At 65.9% G+C, this 19,011-nt stretch carries 15 protein-coding genes; 10 read left to right on the top strand and 5 right to left on the bottom strand.

What is annotated here, in order from left to right:
- Positions 1-37 precede the first annotated feature (37 nt).
- A complete protein-coding gene (gene dctA / locus Q9293_RS12380) occupies positions 38-1,345 on the top strand; it encodes a C4-dicarboxylate transporter DctA (RefSeq protein WP_306246918.1) in 1,308 nt (435 codons plus the stop codon).
- 253 nt (positions 1,346-1,598) lie between these two features.
- Here the strand turns inward: dctA and Q9293_RS12375 are convergent, their stop codons facing one another.
- Positions 1,599-2,666, bottom strand: coding sequence for an FAD-binding oxidoreductase (locus Q9293_RS12375; RefSeq protein WP_306246916.1), 1,068 nt, complete (start codon positions 2,664-2,666; stop codon positions 1,599-1,601).
- Between the two features lie 136 nt (positions 2,667-2,802).
- On the opposite strand from Q9293_RS12375, the gene Q9293_RS12370 reads away from it, so the two are divergent.
- From Q9293_RS12370 to Q9293_RS12345, 6 genes are all read left to right on the top strand, one after another.
- The gene (locus Q9293_RS12370) at positions 2,803-3,198 is read left to right on the top strand and encodes a hypothetical protein (RefSeq protein ID WP_306246914.1); all 396 of its coding nucleotides are present in this window, start codon (positions 2,803-2,805) and stop codon (positions 3,196-3,198) included.
- Between the two features lie 85 nt (positions 3,199-3,283).
- Complete coding sequence (locus Q9293_RS12365) at positions 3,284-4,672, top strand: TolC family protein (RefSeq protein WP_306246912.1); 1,389 nt, start codon at positions 3,284-3,286, stop codon at positions 4,670-4,672.
- A gap of 8 nt (positions 4,673-4,680) precedes the next feature.
- Positions 4,681-6,036: an efflux RND transporter periplasmic adaptor subunit gene (locus tag Q9293_RS12360; RefSeq protein ID WP_306246910.1), complete on the top strand. Its 1,356-nt coding sequence runs from the start codon at positions 4,681-4,683 to the stop codon at positions 6,034-6,036.
- Between the two features lie 49 nt (positions 6,037-6,085).
- Entirely contained in the window at positions 6,086-9,352 is a 3,267-nt protein-coding gene (locus Q9293_RS12355; RefSeq protein ID WP_372342210.1) for an efflux RND transporter permease subunit, read from the top strand.
- A gap of 29 nt (positions 9,353-9,381) precedes the next feature.
- Entirely contained in the window at positions 9,382-9,615 is a 234-nt protein-coding gene (locus Q9293_RS12350) for a hypothetical protein (RefSeq protein WP_306246905.1), read from the top strand.
- A gap of 77 nt (positions 9,616-9,692) precedes the next feature.
- A complete protein-coding gene (locus tag Q9293_RS12345; RefSeq protein ID WP_306246903.1) occupies positions 9,693-9,932 on the top strand; it encodes a hypothetical protein in 240 nt (79 codons plus the stop codon).
- A 67-nt stretch (positions 9,933-9,999) separates the two neighbouring features.
- Here the strand turns inward: Q9293_RS12345 and Q9293_RS12340 are convergent, their stop codons facing one another.
- The 3 genes from Q9293_RS12340 to Q9293_RS12330 form a co-directional block, all read right to left on the bottom strand.
- Complete coding sequence (locus Q9293_RS12340) at positions 10,000-11,145, bottom strand: hypothetical protein (protein ID WP_306246901.1); 1,146 nt, start codon at positions 11,143-11,145, stop codon at positions 10,000-10,002.
- 83 nt (positions 11,146-11,228) lie between these two features.
- Positions 11,229-11,864, bottom strand: coding sequence for a CoA pyrophosphatase (locus Q9293_RS12335; RefSeq protein WP_306246899.1), 636 nt, complete (start codon positions 11,862-11,864; stop codon positions 11,229-11,231).
- 112 nt (positions 11,865-11,976) lie between these two features.
- Positions 11,977-14,202: a bifunctional (p)ppGpp synthetase/guanosine-3',5'-bis(diphosphate) 3'-pyrophosphohydrolase gene (locus tag Q9293_RS12330; protein WP_306246897.1), complete on the bottom strand. Its 2,226-nt coding sequence runs from the start codon at positions 14,200-14,202 to the stop codon at positions 11,977-11,979.
- Between the two features lie 234 nt (positions 14,203-14,436).
- Between Q9293_RS12330 and Q9293_RS12325 the strand changes: the two genes are divergently transcribed.
- The 3 genes from Q9293_RS12325 to Q9293_RS12315 all read left to right on the top strand — a co-directional run bounded on the left by Q9293_RS12325 (position 14,437) and on the right by Q9293_RS12315 (position 16,803).
- Positions 14,437-15,297, top strand: a complete 861-nt coding sequence (locus Q9293_RS12325; RefSeq protein WP_306246895.1) for a methyltransferase — start codon at positions 14,437-14,439, stop codon at positions 15,295-15,297.
- A 68-nt stretch (positions 15,298-15,365) separates the two neighbouring features.
- Complete coding sequence (locus Q9293_RS12320) at positions 15,366-16,130, top strand: motility protein A (RefSeq protein ID WP_306246893.1); 765 nt, start codon at positions 15,366-15,368, stop codon at positions 16,128-16,130.
- On the top strand, positions 16,123-16,803 hold the full coding sequence (locus tag Q9293_RS12315; protein ID WP_306246891.1) for a flagellar motor protein MotB: 681 nt from the start codon (positions 16,123-16,125) through the stop codon (positions 16,801-16,803). Before Q9293_RS12320 ends, Q9293_RS12315 begins: the two co-directional genes overlap by 8 nt.
- Positions 16,804-16,835: 32 nt before the next feature.
- On the opposite strand, the gene Q9293_RS12310 is transcribed toward Q9293_RS12315, so the two are convergent.
- Positions 16,836-18,875, bottom strand: a complete 2,040-nt coding sequence (locus tag Q9293_RS12310; protein WP_306246889.1) for a TonB-dependent siderophore receptor — start codon at positions 18,873-18,875, stop codon at positions 16,836-16,838.
- Between the last annotated feature and the right edge of the window lie 136 nt (positions 18,876-19,011).

Genomic DNA, 19,011 nt, shown 5'->3' with positions numbered 1-19,011 from the left:
ACTCCATTCCCATCCAAAGCCTGAAAGGGAGACCGACATGATGAAGAAATTCGCCTCGAAGCTGTACAACTGGGTCGCAGTGGCCATCATCCTCGGCGCGCTGCTGGGCCACTTCTATCCCATCATCGCCGTGAAGATGCAGCCCCTCGCCGATGGTTTCATCGGCCTCATCAAGATGCTCATTCCGCCGGTGATTCTCTGCAGCGTGGTGCTGGGCATCGCCGGGTCCGGCAGCATCAAGAAGGCTGGCCGTGTGGGCGGGAAGGCCATCCTCTACTTCGAGGTGGTGAGCACCTTGGCCCTGGTGATCGGCCTGGTCATGGCCAACGTGTTCGGCCCCGGGCGCAGCTTCCACGCGGATCCCTCCAAGTTGGATCCGAAACTGGTGGCGGGTTACGTGGCCCAGGCCCAGCACCTGACGGTGACGGACCACCTGCTGAAGATGATTCCCAAGACGGTGTTCAGCGCGTTCACGGAAGGGGACGTGCTGCAGGTGCTGCTCATTTCGGTGCTCTTCGGCTTCTCCGTGGCCGCCATGAATGACAAATACAAGGCGTCGCTCATCGGCTTCCTGGAGAACCTCAGCAAGATGTTCTTCGGCGTCATGAACCAGATCCTCTACCTGGCTCCCCTCGGCGCTGGAGCGGCCATCGCCTTCACCATCGGCAAGTTCGGGCTGAAGTCGCTGGTGCCCATGGCGCAGCTCATCCTGCTCTTCTACGCCACCTGCGCCATCTTCGTCTTCCTCGTGCTGGGCTTCATCGCGCGGCTGGCGGGCTTCAACATCTTCAAGGTGGTGGGCTACATCAAGAGCGAGCTGCTGCTGGTGCTGGCCACCAGCTCCTCCGAGTCGGCCCTGATCCCGCTCATGGAGAAAATGGAAAAGCTGGGCCTCTCGAAATCCGTGGTGGGCCTGGTCATTCCAACGGGCTATTCCTTCAATCTGGATGGCACCAACATCTACATGACCCTGGCCTCGATCTTCATCGCCCAGGCCCTGGGCATCCAGCTCACCCTGGGGCAGCAGATGGCGATCCTGGTAGTGGCGATGATCACCAGCAAGGGCGCGGCTGGCGTCACCGGCTCGGGCTTCATCACCCTGGCGGCCACCCTGGCGGTGGTGCCGGGCATTCCCGTGGCCGGCATGGCGCTCATCCTCGGCATCGACAAGTTCATGTCCGAAGCCCGCGCCATCACCAACCACATCGGCAACTGCATCGCCGCCGTGGTCATGGCCAGCTGGGAGAAGGAATTGGACTGGGACACCTTCCACGCCACCCTTGGGCGGAAGCAGGCGTCAGAACCCGCGGTGAAAGCACCCGTTCTGGCCGCCGGCGTGGAGTGACGCTTCCAACCTAGAGCGAGCGGATGGAAATAAGGTTTTGACCACGGATGGAGATCGATCAGACCTTCATCCGTGGTCACCCGTGGGTATCGGTGGCCCAAGAAAGAAATATTGGAAGCGGAGGTTTGCGGAAGGGCCGAGGAAAGCGGAGAAAGTAAAGCCAAATGCCTTTTCTTTCTCCGCTTTCCTCAGCCCCTCCGTTCTCCTCCGCTTACAAAAAAGCTTTTCCAAAGGAAGCTGCGGCAACCCGGTATCAGGCGCGGAATCGGGCCGGGTCGAGGGGGCCCTGGGGCTGACGCCGGAGGAATTGATCCGCCGCGTGGGCTCCCACGGCCAAGCCGCTGGTCATGCCGTGGCCACCCAGACCCGCGGACCAGAACAAGCGCGGGTTCCAGGGATCCCAGCCGAGGACGAAGCGCCGGTCCGGGGCGAAGGTGCGGATGCCCGTCCAGTAACGGGTGACCGGCCGCTCCGCCAGGTGCGGCGCCAGTTCCCGCAGGCTGCCGTAGAGGCCCTCGAGCACGGCGGCATCAGTCTCCGGCTGACGGCCGCGCGGAGGTAGGGCCACGGCGGCTTCTTCGCAGGGGCACATGAGCAGGCCGCCACTCTCGGGGCGCAGGTAGAAGGGGCGATCCACCCACCAGGCCCAGGGTTCGTTCTGGGGATGCGCCGCGCCGCTCCACACGAGAGAACGCCGCAGCGGCGTGAAGAGAATGTTGGAACCAGCCAACCGCCCCAGCTCTCCGGCCCATGCACCGGCGGCGATGGCCAGGGTGGCCGCCCGCAGGGGCCCCTGATCGGTATCCAGGTCGAAACCTGTCGCATCGGCCTTCAGGCCTTGGAGGGCGCAGCCGAAGCGCAGGTCGGCGCCTCCTGCCCGTGCGCCCTCGGCGCAGGCGCGCAGCAGGCCCGCGATGTCGATGACACCATCGCCCGGAATGGCCAGGTGCTCGACGGCCCGGAGGCCGGGCAGGGGGATGCCGGGCCCGCGCTGCACCTCCACGCCGTGGCGGGCCGCCTCGGCCTCGAAGGCATCCAGGGGGCCGGGTTCGGCGCTGGCCAGCAGGCCGCCGCCCGGGCTCAGGAGGTCGGCCTCGGCGAGGCGCCGCCGCCCTTCCACCGTGAGCGCTGTGTGCTCGTCGCGGCCCGTGAGGGAACGGGCCACGGCGGCGTTGTGGCCGCTGGCGTAGGTGCCGGGCTGATCCTCCCGCTCCAGCAGGACGATGCCGCCCTGGCCTGCCCGAGCGAGGTGGTAGGCGAGGCTTAATCCCGCGATGCCCCCGCCGATGATCGCCACCTCTGCCGTCTCAACCTTGCCCATGGAATCATCCTAGCGCCTAAGCCGGTGCCAGCCCGGTTCCGGGGCCGTTCTGACCTCCCGGCCTGTGACCCCCGTCAAGGATTCCGTGTTGCCACATGGGTGGAGGTCCTATCATGAGATCTTCGGAGGTTTTCCCGTGCGGACGGTTCTGCGCGCCATCCTGATGCTCGCGCTGCTCCTGGGCGGCGGGCTGGGGGATTGGACCGCTGAGCCGCTTGGTTCCGCGGCGGCATTGACGCATGAGTCCTGCTGCTGTGGCGAACCCACGGGCATGGAGGATGCCTGCCCCTGCCCCAAGCCCGAAGGGAACCGTGGCCCTTCCCAGAACGCCTGCAGCGAACGCACGGCTGTCGTGGCCGCGCCGGCCACCCGCCGGACCCAGGCGCAGCGGCGTGTGGAGGCCAGGCCCGAGCCCGCCACTTGGGCGACCTTCAATGCTGAGGGTGAAACCCCTGTTGTGGGGAGCAGCCTCCGGGGGCGCGCGCCCGACCTGGGCCGCCACTTGGCTGGGTTGAGCACCTTCCGGATTTGATCAGGGACTGAGCGGAGCTCTGCCTGAACGCCGCGAATCGATGCGGCTCGGGCCCCTTGTCCTGTTGATCTTTCCCGGAGTTTCCATGTCCAGGCCCTCGCGCCTGTGGCCGGCCCTGGTGCTTCTCGCGCCGGGCCTGGCCCAGGTCCCTCCCACCGAATCTCCATCTGCCGATCCCGTGTTGTCGGCCCTGCTGCGCGAGGCGCTGGACTCGCATCCGGATCTGCAGAAGGCGGCCGCCGCCGTCCGCATGGATCAGGAGCGCGTGCCCCAGGCGGGTGTGCTGCCCGATCCCTCCCTGTCGCTGGGCCTCCAGAACGACGGCTTCAAGCGGCTGGAGGTGGGCCGCATGGAGACCAGCTTCTACAGCGTCGCCTTCACCCAGCCCTTCCCCTGGCCCGGCAAGCGCGGCCTGCGCAAGGAGGTTGCCGCGATCGGCGTGGAAGTGTCCGAGGCCGCGCGGTCGCGGGTGCGCCTGGGCCTGGAGGCCGACGTGCGCCGGGGCTACACGAACCTGCTGCTGATCCGCGGCCAGAAGGCCCTGCAGGCGGAGCAGCGGACCTTCCTCGAGCAGGCCGAACAGCTGGCCCGCACCCGCTACGAGGTGGGGCAGGGCAGCCAGGGCGATCTGCTGAGGGCGCAGCTGGAGCGCACCCGCCTGCAGGTGGCCACCTGGGCGCTGGAGGCTGAGGAGAAGTCCGCGGTGGCCGGGCTCAACCGCCTGCGTCAGCACGAGCCAGCGGATTCCATCGACACCTCTGCCAGTCTGGCGGATCTGCCGGAGCCCGACTTGCTGGGGCCCGAGGCGGTGGAGGCCATCAGTCCCGAACTGGCCGGTGCCCGGGCCACCGTGCGGCAGACCGAGCGCCAGCTGGATCTGGCGAAGCTGGACCGTCGGCCGGATTTCGCCGTGACCGCGGGGCTGATGCCTCGGGGCAGCCTCGATCCCATGTGGCAGGTGGGCGTCAGCATGTCGCTGCCCATCTACGGCCGCCACAAGCAGCAGCGGGCCGTGGCCGAGCACGAGCACCACCGCCAGGGGCAGGGCGCCGAAGTCGATTCCGTGCGCTCGCTGCTGCGGCAGCGCACCGAGGAGCGCAGCCTCCAGATCCAGGCCCTGCGCCGCACGCGCGAGCTCTACCGCCAGGGCCTGCTGGTGCAGAGCGAGGCCAGCTTCAAGTCGGCTCTGGCCCAGTACGAGGCGGGCCGGGCTCCCTTCCTGAGCACGCTGGACGCCCTCAACGGCTGGGTGAGTGATCAGGGCGCCTTCCTGCAGACCCTCGCCCAACTGCAGGCCCAGCACATCGCTCTGCGCGAGGCGGCCTTGGGCGCCACGGCCTCTGTAGCGGGCGGCTCCCTGGGTTCCGCCGCCATGGGTTCTGGGGCTTCCGCCGCGCCGACGACATCCGCCAGGACCCCGGGTGCCGCCGCAGGCGGCGCTCAGGACGCCGGCCCCGCCATGACCAAGATGTAGGAGATTCCATGAGCCTCGAGAAGCCTTCCTTCGATCCCTCTGCCCGCAAAACCTTCTCCATCCGCGCCATCGCTTTTACGGCCCTTGGTCTCGTGGTGGGTGCCGGCGGCATGTTGCTCTTCCGCAACCCGGCGGCGTCAGCCGTCAGTCAGGTCGCAGCCAAGAAGCAGATGTACCAATGCCCCATGCACCCGCAGATCATCCAGGATCATGCGGGCACCTGCCCCATCTGCGGCATGGACCTGGTGCCCATGGAAGGGGGCGCTCTGGCCCATCCGGGCGAGCACGGGAAAGAGGGAACCGGAACGGACACCCACGCGGCGGTGGTCATCGACCATGAGCGCCAGCAGCTCATCGGCCTGCGCACCGAAAAGGCGGTCGAGGGCGAGGTCGGGGGCGAACTGCGCACAGTGGGCCGTGTGGTGGTGGATGAGACCCGCGTCCGCAAGGTGAACGTGAAGGTCGAGGGCTTCGTGGAGAAGCTCTTCGTGGATTTCGTGGGCAAGCCCGTGGCCAAAGGCCAGCCCCTGTTCAGCCTCTACAGCCCCGACTTTGTCAGCGCCCAGCGCGAATTCCTGCTGGCCCAGAAAACCCAGAAGGCCCTGGCGGGCGGAAGCCTGCAGGGCAGCGGAGGCGAGTTGCTGGAGGCCGCCCGCCGAAGGTTGCAGCTCTGGGACGTCCCCCAGGAGGCTTTGGATCGCCTCGAAAAGACCGGCGAGGTGCAGCGTGCGCTCACGCTGCGCAGCCCCATCTCGGGCGTGGTGACGGCCAAGAACGTGGTGGAAGGGGCCCGCATCACCTCCGCTGACATCCCCCTGGAAATCACCGACCTGGGCCATGTCTGGGTGCAGGCGGACATCTACGAGGCCGAGCTGGGGCGCGTGAAGGTAGGCATGCCCGCAGAGCTCACGGTGGCCTCGTCGGCAGGGAAGACCTTCAAGGGCCGCGTGGCCTTCATCGATCCCAGCATGGATCCCAAGACCCGCACGGCCAGGGCCCGGCTGGAGTTCGCCAATCCGCACGGCGAGCTGAAACCTGAGATGTTCGGCGACGTCCGCCTCATGGCCCAGGGTCGCAAGGGGCTCATCGTGCCCCTGGATGCGGTGCTGGATGCGGGCACCACCAAGGTGGTGTTCGTGTCGCTGGGAGAGGGCCGGTTCGAGCCCCGCGCCGTCAGCACCGGCACCGGGCTGGGCGAGAAGGTCGAGATCCGCTCCGGCCTCCGGGCTGGTGAGGAAGTGGTCGTGCGTGCCAACTTCCTGGTGGATTCTGAATCCCGCCTGAAGGCGGCCCTGGCCCATCTGAGCCGGCAGGCCGGGCCTTCCACACCCACTCCTGCCCCTGCGGGCGAGCATCGGCATTGAGGGGGCGACCATGAGCGGACACGCCAGCTACGACCCCGAACACCCGACGATTCTCCAGCGCATCATCCGCTTCTCGGCGGAGAACCGCTGGTTGGTGATGGCCGCCTCGGCGGTGCTCATCGCCCTGTCCTTCTGGACCATGCGCCACATCCCCATGGACGCCCTACCGGATCTCAGCGACACCCAGGTGATCGTCTACACCAAGTGGGACCGCAGCCCGGACATCGTGGAAGACCAGGTGACCTACCCCATCGTCACCGCCCTGCTGGGCGCGCCGAAGGTGAAGGCCGTCCGCGCCCTTTCGGATTTCGGTTTCTCGTACGTGTACGTGATCTACGAGGACGGCACCGACATCTACTGGGCGCGGTCCCGCACCCTCGAGTACCTCAGCAAGATCACCACCAGCCTGCCTCCGGGCGTGCAGCCTTCGCTGGGCCCCGATGCCACCTCCGTGGGTTGGGTGTACCAGTACGCCCTGGCGGATCGCAGCGGCAAGCGCAGCACCGATGAGTTGCGATCCCTCCAGGACTGGTTCCTCCGCTTCGGCCTCCAGAGCACGCCCGGCGTGTCCGAAGTGGCCACGGTTGGGGGGCAGGCCCGGCAGTTCCAGGTGCAGGTGGATCCGCACAAGCTGGCCGCCTATCGGATTCCCATCGAATCGGTGATCGGCGCCGTAAAGTCCGCCAACTCAGAGGTGGGCGGGCGCCTGGTCGAATACGGGGGCCGAGAATACATGGTTCGCGGCCGTGGCTACGTGAAAACCACCAAGGATCTCGAACAAGCGGTCCTGCGCGCGGAGAATGGCACCCCGGTGCGCATCGGCGAGGTGGCCACCGTCACCCTGGGGCCGGAGATGCGCCGGGGTCTCGCGGACCTGGATGGCCAGGGCGATGCCGTGGGCGGCATCGTCATCATGCGCCAGGGCGAGAACGCCCTGAACGTCATCGACGCCGTCAAAACCAGGATCAAGGAGCTGAAGCAGGGCCTGCCCGAAGGGGTGGAGGTGGTGACGGTCTACGACCGCTCCGAGCTGATCCACAACGCCATCAAGACGGTGAAGCACAAGCTCATCGAGGAGATGATCGTCGTCTCCATCATCATCCTCATCTTCCTTTGGCACATCCCATCGGCCATCGTGCCCATCGTTACCATCCCCGTCAGTGTGGCGCTGGCGTTCCTGCCGATGTTCGGCGTGGGGCAGAACGCCAACCTGATGAGCCTGGCGGGCATCGCCATCTCCATCGGCGTGCTGGTGGACGGAGCCATCGTCGAAGTGGAGAACGCCTACAAGAAAATCGAGAAGTGGATTGAGGCCGGCAAGCCCGGGAGCTTCTATCAGGTGCGCCTGGAGGCCCTCATGGAAGTGGGACCCTCGGTCTTCTTCTCGCTGCTGGTGGTGGCGGTGAGCTTCCTGCCCATCTTCACGCTGATGGATCAGGAAGGGCGCCTTTTCAAGCCGCTGGCCTTCTCCAAGAACTTCGCCATGGCCATCGCGGCCCTGCTGGCGCTCACCCTCGACCCGGCCATGCGCATGCTCTTCGCCCGGGTGGAGCCCTTCAGCTTCAAGCCCCGCTGGCTGGCCTGGACGGCGACCCAGATGGTCGTCGGCAAGTACTACGCCGAAGAAAAGCACCCCATCAGCGTCTTCCTTCACCGCATCTACGAAGGCCCCTGCCGCTTCGTGGTAAAGCACGCCAAGGCGACCATCGCCGTGGCGGTGCTGCTGGTGGCTGCCACCATCCCGGCCTTCCTGAGTCTGGGCAGCGAGTTCATGCCTCCTCTCAATGAAGGCACGCTGCTCTACATGCCCTCGACATTGCCGGGCCTCAGCCAGACCGAGGCCCAGCGCATCCTCCAGGTGCAGGATCGGCTCATCCGCACCGTGCCCGAAGTGGACCGCGTGTTCGGCAAGGCAGGCCGGGCCGACACCTCCACGGACCCGGCGCCCTTCTCCATGATGGAGACGGTGATCAACCTGAAGCCCGAGGACCAGTGGCGGGAGAAGCCCCGCTGGTACAGCTCCTGGGCGCCGGACTTCCTCAAGGCGGTGCTCCGGCCCATCTGGCGCGATCGCATCACCCAGGAGGAGATCGTCGCCGAGCTGGACCGCGTGGTGAAACTCCCGGCCATTCCCAATGCCTGGACCATGCCCATCAAGGCGCGGCTGGACATGCTCAGCACGGGCATTCGCACGCCCGTGGGCCTCAAGATCAATGGCGCCGACCTGGAGGTCATCCAGCAGGTGTCCATCGAGGCTGAGCGCATCCTCCAGGGCGTGCCGGGCACCCGCAGTGCCTTCGCGGAGCGCACCGCCCAGGGCTACTTCCTGGATTTCGTCCTGAAGCGCGATCAGCTAGCCCGCTACGGCCTCAGTGTGGAGCAGGCCAACATGCTGGTGATGACCGCCATCGGCGGCGACAACCAGAGCACGGTCTACGCGGGGCGGGAGCGGTATCCCATCAACGTGCGCTATGCCCGGGACTACCGGGAGGATCCCGAAGCCCTGAAGCGGGTGCTGATCCCCGCGCCGGGCGGGGCCATGATCCCCATGGAAGAGATCGCCGACCTGAAGTGGGCCAACGGCCCGGCCATGATCCGCGACGAGAACGGCCAGATGAATGGCTACGTACTGGTGGACTTCGACACCTCGAAGATCGACGTGGGCTCCTACGTGCATCACGCCAAGGCCGCGGTGGAACGGGAACTGAAGCTGCCCGCAGGCTACAGCCTCACCTGGTCGGGGCAGTACGAAAACATGATCCGGGTGAAGGAGCGCCTCAAGCTCATCCTGCCCATCACCCTGGTGCTGATCTTCGGCCTGCTCTATGCCAATACCAAGAGCGCCTTCAAAGCCTCCATCGTCATGCTGGCGGTGCCCTTCAGCGCCATCGGCGCCTTCTGGTTCCTCTGGACGCTGGGTTACAACATGAGCATCGCCGTGTGGGTGGGCCTCATCGCCCTCATGGGTCTGGATGCCGAGACCGGCGTGTTCATGCTGCTTTTCCTGGATCTCAGCTACGAAGAGGCCCAGCGGGAGGGGCGCCTGAAGACGTCCGATGACCTGGTGGAAGCCATCATCCACGGTGCTGTAAAGCGCGTGCGGCCCAAGGCCATGACCGTGTTCGCGGCCTTCATGGGCCTGCTGCCCATCATGTGGAGCACGGGCACCGGCGCCGACGTGATGAAGCGCATCGCCGCCCCCATGGTGGGCGGCTTGGCCACCAGCTTCCTTCTGGAGCTGCTCGTCTACCCGGCCATCTACTACCTCTGGAAAAAACGTTCCCTTAACCCCGCTCCGGTTCCTGTCGAAGCCTGAGCTCAACCGCCCCACTGAAAGGAGCTCCCATGCTCGCACCCCTCCTCGCCCTCTCCCTTCTGGCTGCACCCGGCGCCAAACCCGCTCCAGCCACCAACACGGCCTGTCCCGTGCTCGGCGGCAAGGTGACCGAAAAATCTAAGACGGTCACGGTGCGCGGCCACGAGTACCGCATCTGCTGCGCGGGCTGTGACGCCAAGCTGCTGAAGGACCCGGACAAATTCCTGGAGAAGGATGGCACACCCAAGAACGCCAAGAAGTAGGCAACGGACCCAGCCGCCCTGCGTCAAGTTGTCGCAGGGCGGTCCGCTACACTGGTTCCAGCCCACCCGGAGGATCCATGCTGCACGCCGCCCTGTTCACCCTCGCCGTCCTGGCCGCGCCCGCGGATCAGGCGAAGCCCGCCACCAATGTGAAGGATCCCGTCTGCAAGATGGATGTGACTGCCAAATCCGCCACTGTGGTGGTGCGGGGCCAGTCCTATCGCGTGTGCAACAAGCACTGCGGCGAGGCTCTGCAGAAGGATCCGGACAAGTTCCTGGAGAAGGATGGCAGCGTGAAGGCTGAAAAGAAGAAGTAGGTCCTTCAGTCGGCCCAAAGGAAAAGCGCCCAGTGACGGGCGCTTTTCCTTGCCGGGTTCAGCTGTTTCAGTCCGCCACCGCGAAGACCACGCGGTCGTTGCGCAGGCGCTCGGGATCCAGGATGCGCACCTTGGCGCTGGTGCGATCTTCCGAGAGGGTCACTGTGTAGTGGCGGTCCTTTTCCAGAGAGCCCGGAATGACGCTCACCTTGCTGAGGGTCTTCAGGCCCAGGTCCGCGGCCTTGATGGTGAGCTCGGGGCTGGGGCCATCCAGGGCCAGATCCTTGTCGAATTTGGCGGCCAGGGCCTTGGGTCCCATGCGGTCCTTGGCGAAGACGGGCACCACGATGACGCCATCCTCTTCCAGCTGCTTCCGCCGCCCCACCAGGTAGTGCATGGCGTTGAGCTTCGCCTTCTGGGACTGGCTGAGGGTGGACAGTTCGTTGACCTGGGAGAGCAGCGACGTCTTTTCAGATTGCAGGGTGTCCACTTCCTCCTGCACCTTCTGGCGCTGGGCCACCAGGCTCTGCACCTCGTCGGCCAGACCGTGGGCGATGAGCATGGTGTCGTCGTAGTCCCGCTGGAGGGCGGCGCGCTGGCTGCGCACATACTCCGAGGGGCCGATGGTGGCCTTGCCCTGGGTGACGGTGGTGAGGTACACGCCGTCCACGTACTGCTGGTAGACCTGCCAGCCGGGCTGCAGCTCTTCCATGAGGTTGGCGCGGGCCGCCAGGGTTTTGGCCTTCTCTTCGGAAAGGCCCTTGCTCTTGAGGAAGCGCACGGCCATGGCGAAGTGATTGTCCTTGTCGCCGGCGATCTGGGGCTTTGGCAGGTCGGCCCGCAGCTTGGCGGCCTTGGCGGTGAGATCGGCGATCTGCTTGTCCCGGTCGAGAATCTCCTGCAGCAGGGAGGCCACGCCGTTGTTCTTCTCATCCTTGACGCGCTTCTCCAGCAGGGCGCGTTGGGCCTCGGTCAGCTGCACGTTGTCGGGATTGGGCTGCAAACCGGCCTTGGCCAGGGCCTGGCTCTGGGCCTTGGTGGCTTCCTGAGCCTTGCCGGTGGCGCTTTCGGCCTCGGCCACTTTCTTGGTGAGGTCCTTGGATTCGGCTTCGGCGCTGGATTTGTGATCACAGCCCAGGGTTAGGGCCAATGAGAGGCCCAGGGGCAACAGGGCCAGCGTGGCGCCAAGGGTGAGGGGACGCAGGAATCTCATGGACAGCTCCTGGTAAGGCGCGGGCCTTGCGGCCCAGGGATGAAGGCGTGGGGAAGCGGTAACAGTCTAGCCGGGTGCCCAGTCTAGTCGTGCGTTTGATTGGCGCCGGTGCGCTTTAACAGATCCAGCCAGGCCTTGAGGACAAAGGCCGTGGCGCCCCACAGGGGGGCCTGCGGCAGTTCCAGCCGGGGCACCTCCAGGGCGAGGCCCCGGCGCTCCAGGAATTCCGTGGTCCAGGGGGCGTCCATCAGGGGCGCCAGGGGCAGCAGGAGCACCTGTTCCAGTTCCCGGTCCAGCCGGAAGCGGGGTTCGGGGGCCTCCCAGCGGAAGAAAACCGGGGTGAACCGGACGCGGGCCTTGGCCACGCCATCCGGGAAGCAGCCCAGCTCCCAGAGGCCGTCGGACACGCCGATTTCCTCGGCCACCTCCCGGCGGGCCGTGGCGGGCAGATCCCGGTCCCGGGGCTCCACCATGCCGCCGGGCAGGGCCAGCTCGCCGGGATGGTGGGGGGCGCCGAAACCCCGCTGCACCAGCACGATCTTTTTTGCACCTTCGGCATCGCCCCAAAGGAGGACGCCCACGGCGGCCCGGCGGGGATCGTCGGGTATGCGGGCGCTGATCTTGTGGGGACTGGGGCCCAGCTGGGCCCGGCGCAGGCTTTCGGCGATGCGCGCCCAGGGCACCACCGGGGTTTCCTCCGGGGGGCGCCAGACACTCATGGAAAGGCCTGTCCCAAGGCCAAGTGCAGCGCGAACCAAGACCTGTCGAAGTCCAAGCAGGCGGTCCTCCGCGTGCTCTTCTCCGTGGTCTCCGTGCCTCCGTGGTGCATCGTTACTTCACCTTCCCGAAGACCGATCCCTTCACCCGCTCCACGGTGTAAACGCCGCGGATGCGGCGGAGGCTGGCCATGAGTTCCACCAGGTGGGCGCGGTCCCGCACCCGCAGGGCGATGTGGAAGAGGCCCGCGCCTTCCTCCGTGGCCGAGCCGTGAAAGCGCTGCACATTGATGCCCACGCGCTGGATGCCTTCGGAGATGGCGGCGACCATGCCCGGGCGATCTTCGGTGGTGAGGGCGATCTCGGTGTCGTAGAGTTCGGTGCCGTGCTTGCCCCAGGCCACGTTCACGCGGCGTTCCGGGTGCAGGGTGGCGGTGTTGAGCTGGGGGCAGTCCGCGCGGTGGATGGCCGTGCCCCGGGTGCGGGTGATGTAGCCCACCACTTCGTCGCCCCAGATGGGTTTGCAGCAGGCCGCCAGCGCGTAGAGGATGCCCGTGGTGTCGCCCACCACCACGGAATCCAGCAGATTCGAGGTGTTGGCTTTCGGTTTGGCCCGCTCGGGTTCGGGCACCAGGGGCTCGATGAGCTTGTGCACCGTGAGGCGGCCAAAGCCCAGAGCGGCATAGGCTGCTTCCCAGTTGGCCAGCTTCAGTTCGGCGATCCGTGCCTCCAGTTTGGCCTGGGCCTCGGGTTCATCCAGCCGCACGCCCATGCTGCGGGCCTCGCGCTCGAGGCGCTCCTTGCCCTGGACGATGGCGTGGGCCCGCTCTTCTTCGCGGATGAAGGCCTGGATGCGGCTCTTGGCGCCCGCGGACTTGACGAAGCCCAGCCAGTCGCGGCTGGGCTTGTGGTCGGGCCGCGTGAGGATCTCCACGCGGTCGCCGTTCTGCAGCGTGTGCTTGAGGGGCACGATGCGGCCATTCACCTTGGCACCCACGCAGCGGTGGCCCACCTGGGTGTGGATGGCGTAGGCGAAATCCACCGGCGTGCTGTTCTCCACCAGGCTGCGCAAATCCCCTTTGGGCGTGAACACCTGGATGCGGTTGAAGGTCAGCTCACCGCGGAGGTTGGCCACGAGGTCGCGGCTGTCCTGGGCGTCCTGGTGCAGCTCCACCATGCGGCGGAGGAAGGAGACCTGGTTGATCTCGGAGCGGTTGGCGATGCGGCCATCTTTGTAGGTCCAGTGGCTGGCGATGCCGGCCTCGGCGTGCACGTGCATCTCTTCGGTGCGGATCTGCACCTCGAAGAGGTCGCCCGAGCCCATGAGCACGGTGGTGTGAATGCTCTGGTAGCCGTTCTCCTTGGGCAGGCTGATGTAGTCCTTGAACTTGCCGGGCACGGGCTTGAACAGGCCGTGCACCAAGCCCAGGGCCGTGTAACAGCTGGCGCGATCGGGGCAGATGATGCGGTAGGCCAGCCAGTCGTGGATGTCCTCGAAGCCCTTGGCCTGAGTGCCCATCTTCTTCCAGATACCATAGAGATGCTTGATGCGGCCGTAGACGTGGGCGGCGATGCCCTGCTGGCGCAGGATGGCCTGCATGGAGCCGTGGATCTCCTGGATGGTGCCTGAGAGCTTCGCCCGCTTCGCCTCCACGGCATTGCGCAGGCTTTCGTACTGATTGGGCTCGAGCTGACGGAAGGCCAGGTCCTCCAGCTCGAGGCGCACCACGCCCATACCCAGGCGGTTGGCCAGGGGCGCGTAGAGCTCCAGCGTTTCGCGGGAGATGCGGCGGCGCTTCTCCTCTTCCATGACGCCCAGGGTCTTCATGTTGTGCAGCCGGTCCGCCAGTTTCACCAGCAGCACCCGCACATCCTTGCCCATGGCCACCAGCAGCTTGCGGACGTTCTCGGCATTCAGCAGGTGCTTGTCCGTGAAGGCCAGCTTGCTCATCTTGGTGAGGCCATCCACGATCTCGGCGATCTCCTCGCCGAACTGGGCCTTCACCTGGGGCAGGGTCATCAGGGTGTCTTCCACCACGTCGTGCAGCATGGCGCAGGCCACGCTCACGGCATCCAGGCGCCAGTCGGCCAGGCTCTGGGCCACCGAAAGGGGATGGAAGAAGTAGGGCTCACCGCTCTTGCGGATCTGGGTGGCGTGCATGTCCCGGCCCACGGTGAAGGCCCGGTGCAGCAGCGCGATATCCCCATTCGGGTGGTGCTGGAGGAAGGCCGCTTTCACCCGCTCGAAGGCGCCCTCGAGGGTCAGGCAACCGTCGCCATCGCAGGCAGACCCTTCCCCCTCGCGGAGGATCGGTTCCGGGGCTTTCCCAGACACGGCCATGTGTGAGTGTCGCGCAGGCCAACCCCGGATGCCAGACGGAAATACGGGAGCCACAGAAGATGCTGGGGATGGAAATGCAGGGTGATCGAGCTTGAACACCGATGAACACCGATAAAAGCTGAAAAACACCGATAACGCCCAGCTGTGTTTTTCCGGTGTTCATCATTCAGTTCTCGGGATTCATCGGTGTTTCCGATTTTGCTTTTCAGGTCGGATTCATCGGACACTCGGTGGATGTCGCGCCGCTCTGCCCCCATGGATGGCCCCAGCTTCAAGGGGTGGACCCGCCCTGGCCCGGTGCCGCCCGGTGGGGTGGACCTGGAGGAGGGCGAAACCCTGGACGGTCTCTGCGGCCACTGGCGCATCTTCCAGCTGGCGAAGGGCAACCGCTTCAGTGTGGATGATCTGGTGACGGCTTGGTACGGCACCACCTGGTGCCCCCGGGCAGGCCGCATCGCCGACCTGGGCTCGGGCATCGGCAGCGTGGCCCTGCTGTCCGCCTGGCGCTGCCCGGGAGCCGTGGTGCATACCGTGGAGGCCCAGGAGCAGAGCCTGCGCCTGGCTCAGAAGAGCATCCGCTACAACGGCCAGGACCACCGGATGTTCCCCCGTCTCGGCGATCTCAGGGACGAGGCCCTCTTCGCCGGGGAGGCCCCGTTCGACCTGGTGACGGGCACACCACCCTACTGGCCCGAGGGCGACCGTCTGCCCGCGGCCCATGCGCAGTCGGTGCCGGCGCGGCTGGAGGTGCGCGGCAGCATCGCGGATTACGCCCGGGCGGCGGCCCGCCTGCTGGCACCCGGCGGCCTCTTCGCCTGTGTGTTTCCCAACGACCAGCGGGAGCGGGCCCTGGCGGCCCTGCGGGAGGCGGGCCTGCTCTGCCTCCACCGCCGGGAGATCATCTTCAAGGATGGCGAGCCCTACGGTTTGGATGTCTTCGCCGCCGGTCGTCGGCAGGACTATCCGGAAGATTTTGAAACGCGCGCCGAATGCCCCGAGGCCGAAACGCCCATCCTCATTCGCCGCGCGGATGGGAGTGTGGACCCGGGCATCGCCCGTGTGCGCCTTGCCCTGGGCTTCCCGCCTGGCCTTTAATGGTCAATGCTGGGGTGCCTGGCCGGTTCTGCCGATAGCGGCGGGGAAGGTTGGGGGAGGGTGGTTCCATGGATCGAGGCAGTTTCCTGGGTGTCTTGCTGGGCTTCGCGCTGCTGGCGGTGGCCATCGGGCTGGGACCCAATCCGCGCATCTTCTTTCATCCGGCCAGCACCGTGGTGGTGGTGGGCGGCGTCATCGCCGCGACCATGATCCGTTTCACGCTCGAGCACGTGAGTTACGCCTTCACCATCGCCAGCCGCGCCTTCTTCACCCGGGCGCCGGGCACCCAGGCCCTCGTATCCCAGATCGTGGGCCTGTCCCAACGGGCGCGCCGTGAAGGCCTTCTGAACATGGAGAAGGCCATGGATGTGGAGGGTTTCCTGTCCAAGGGGCTGCGCATGGTGGTGGACCAGGCAAGCCGCGAGCACATCCACGGCGTGCTGGCGGCGGAGCTGCGGGCCACCCAGGAGCGGCACCTGCAGGGCCAGGAGATCTTCCGGTTCATCGCGCTCAGCGCGCCCTCGTTCGGCATGGTGGGAACCCTCATCGGCATGGTGCAGCTCTTCGCCAGCCTCAAGGATCCGTCCAGCGTGGGCGGCGCCATGGCCCTGTGCCTGCTGTCCACGCTCTATGGCGCGGTCATCGCCTACCTGCTGGCCATCCCCATTGCCGGGAAACTGGAGCTGCGCAGCAAGGAGGAACTGCAGCTCAAGCACATCATGATGGAGGGCATCCTGGGCATTCAGGCGGAAATGCACCCGATGGCCCTGGAGGCCCAGCTGAACGCCTTCCTCGCGCCCAAGGAGCGGGGCCAGGACCGCCGCCGTGGTTAACATCACGCCTGTTCGTTTCGCCCGGCGCAAAGCGGATCTTGAATCGCTGTGGCTGGTCACCTTCGCGGACCTGATGGTGCAGCTCATGGCCTTCTTCGCGCTGCTCTACTCGTTTTCCGTCTCGGACCAGACCAAACTCCAGCAGGCCCTGACCTCCATTCAGAAGGCGCTGGGCGTGAAGGGTCAGATGGCGGTCGTGGGCGACGGCATCCTCCCGGGCTCCCAGGGCCTCGATCCTGCCAAGGCCGAGGATCTTGAGAAGCAGCTCAGCACGGCGCTGGTGAGCGAGGGACCCGATGTGGGCTCCCGCCTGCGCATCGTTTCCTTCCGGGGCTCGCTCATCTTTGAGGAAGGCAGTGCCACGCTGACCACGGGGAGTGATGTCCTGCTCACCCGCCTGTCGGAACTGGCCCTGCGCTACCAGGGTTTCACCCTCGTGTGCGAAGGCCATGCCGCCCAAGGGGAGAAGGGCCGGGGCATGGACGCCCTGGAACTCAGCTCCCAACGGGCCATGGCGGCCCAGCGCTACCTGATTGGCATCGGCCTGAGCCCGGCGCGCCTCACTTCTGAAGCCCGTGGTGACAGCCAGCCCGAAGGGGACGGCGCCAGCCCCGAGGGCCGGGCCCTGGAGCGGCGCGTGACCTTCCGGTTCCAGAGGGTGGCTGAACGCTGACCTCTGGAACCGGAAGTTGGTGTCTGTGTCGGCTAGAAACGCATCCCGAGATCCACGACCAGCGTGCGACCGGGCATGGGGACATCGGGCACCCCGTGTTTGGGGAGTTTGTATCGCTTGTCGGTGAGGTTGCGAACCTGCAGCGTGAGACTGAGGCCCTGGGTGTGGGGCATTCCGAACCGGGCGTCCAGCGTGGTGAAGCCCTCCACCCGCGGCTTGGCGGGATCGGCCTGGGTCCAGTCCTTGACCCAATGCGCCATGAGCGTGGCCTGCAGGGGGACGCCCCACTCGAACTGGCGGTTGAGGATGAAATTGGCCTTCTGGGTGGGCACGTCTTCTACCTCGCCGCCGGTGGGCGTTTCCGCTTTGGCCACGCTGTAGTTGAACCAGGAGGCCCATGAACCCGCGGTGGCCTGAAGTTCCAACTCCACGCCCTTCGCCTTGGTGGTGCCGTTGCTGTTCTGGAACACGTTCACACCGCTCACACTGGCCCCGTCCAGGGCATCGGTGGTCTTGTTGGAGAAATAGGCCAGGGTGCCTCCCCACCCGCTGCGGTGGTAGGCCACGGCCACTTCATCGGTGGCGAACTGTTCGGCGCTCAGGCTGGGCAGGTTCAGGCCTGAGTGCGCCGCAGAGGATTCCTTGTTGAGTTCCACTTCCTTGATGCCCGGGGCCCGCAGGGCGGAGCCGTGGAGCACCTTGACCACCCAGTTCTCGTCGAGCTTCTGGACCAGGCCCAGCCGCGGCGACAGCTGGTGGTAGGTGTTGCCCGGGGCGGATCCGTTGTCGCTCCGCACGCCCAGCACCATGTTCAGGCCGGCGAGCACGTCGAAGCCGATGCGCCCCTGGAGGTAGGCCGAGGTGGTCGTATAGTCGCCGGTCTTGGGCAGATCCCCGCCGGGGTAAGGCAGGCCGGGGTCCGCGCTGACATCGTAACTGGACGAATAGTGCAGGCCCCGCTGCCAGCGGGTGTCGCGGTTGACGCCGCCGATCACGTCGACCCGGTCTGAGGCCTTCCAGCGCAGTTCGGCCAGGGCGGCCACATCCGCGATGCGGACATCGTAGATGTTGAGGGGCCTTCCAGTGCCGTTGTAGGTGGTGTAGTCCGTGCTGCCGAACGGCGAATCAACGCCCTTCTCCTGGCTTTCGTTGAATTTGAGGTAGCTGGAGAAGTGCAGGCGGTCATTGATCGCCGTGTCGTATTTCACGTAGGGGATCAGCGTGCTCCACGTGAGGTCGTTCAGGGGAGAGGTGAAGGCCGCTTCATTCCAGTACTCGCCGAGACCTCCGCGTTTGTACTGGTAGATCACACCCAATCCCAGCCCCTCCAGGGGGCCTGCGGTCAGTTTGTGCGAGGCGTACATGAAGAGGCTGGTGTGGCCGTCGCGGAACAGGTTGTTGGGCGAGTTCACCGTGCCCACGTAGTCGAGGCTGTCCTGCTTGTGGCTCGCGCTCACGCTCAGGTGGCTGTCGCTTTGCGGCCGGGAGGCCGTGAAGGTGGAGTTGAACTGGCGGCTGGCCCCATCGTCGCCCAGAGCGAACATGGATTCCGCGCGGGTGCCGCCTTCCCGGCTGGCCTTGGGCTGGATGTTGATCACGCCGTAGAAGGCGCCGACTCCGTAGAGGGCCGAGGCGGGGCCCCGCAGGAACTCGACTCGGTCGGCGAAGAACAAGGGCAGCTGGTCATCGATGGGCACCTTGTAGGCCCGCGCATGCTCCACGGGGATGCCGTCGATCATCATGAAATGCTTGTTGTTGTTGAAGCTTCCCGCCTTCTGTCCACGGGTTTCCAGCACCTGCTCGCCGTAGATCCTGTAGCTGCTGTAGCCCGGCGTGAGGTTGGCGAGGTCGGCAAGGGTCCACGCGCCCAGCATGTCCAGCTGCTTGGCCTGGTAGGCGGTGATGAGCCCTGGTGCATCAGACACAGATTCGGCGCTCTTGGAGGCGACGACCACCTTGGCGTTGAGCAAGGCCAGCAATTCATCTTCGATGGAAAGCGGCTTTTCCTGGGCCCACCCTATCGTTGGAAGGGCCAACAGAACGGTGAGGTACGGGAGGGTTCTTTTTCTCATATTCGATCCCCTTAGTGGTGGTTGGGTTGTTAAAGCCCTTTTCGGGGACGCTGATTGTTCGATAAATTTCATATGCAAGGCTAATTAAGCCCTGCAAAAAACACCTTGAATCGAAAACTGTAATAAATGAGTTTGA

The organism is Geothrix sp. PMB-07, from assembly GCF_030758935.1.
Classification (GTDB): domain Bacteria; phylum Acidobacteriota; class Holophagae; order Holophagales; family Holophagaceae; genus Geothrix.
Note: the sequence above shows the minus strand (reverse complement) of the source record. Positions and strands in the feature narration are given on the sequence as shown.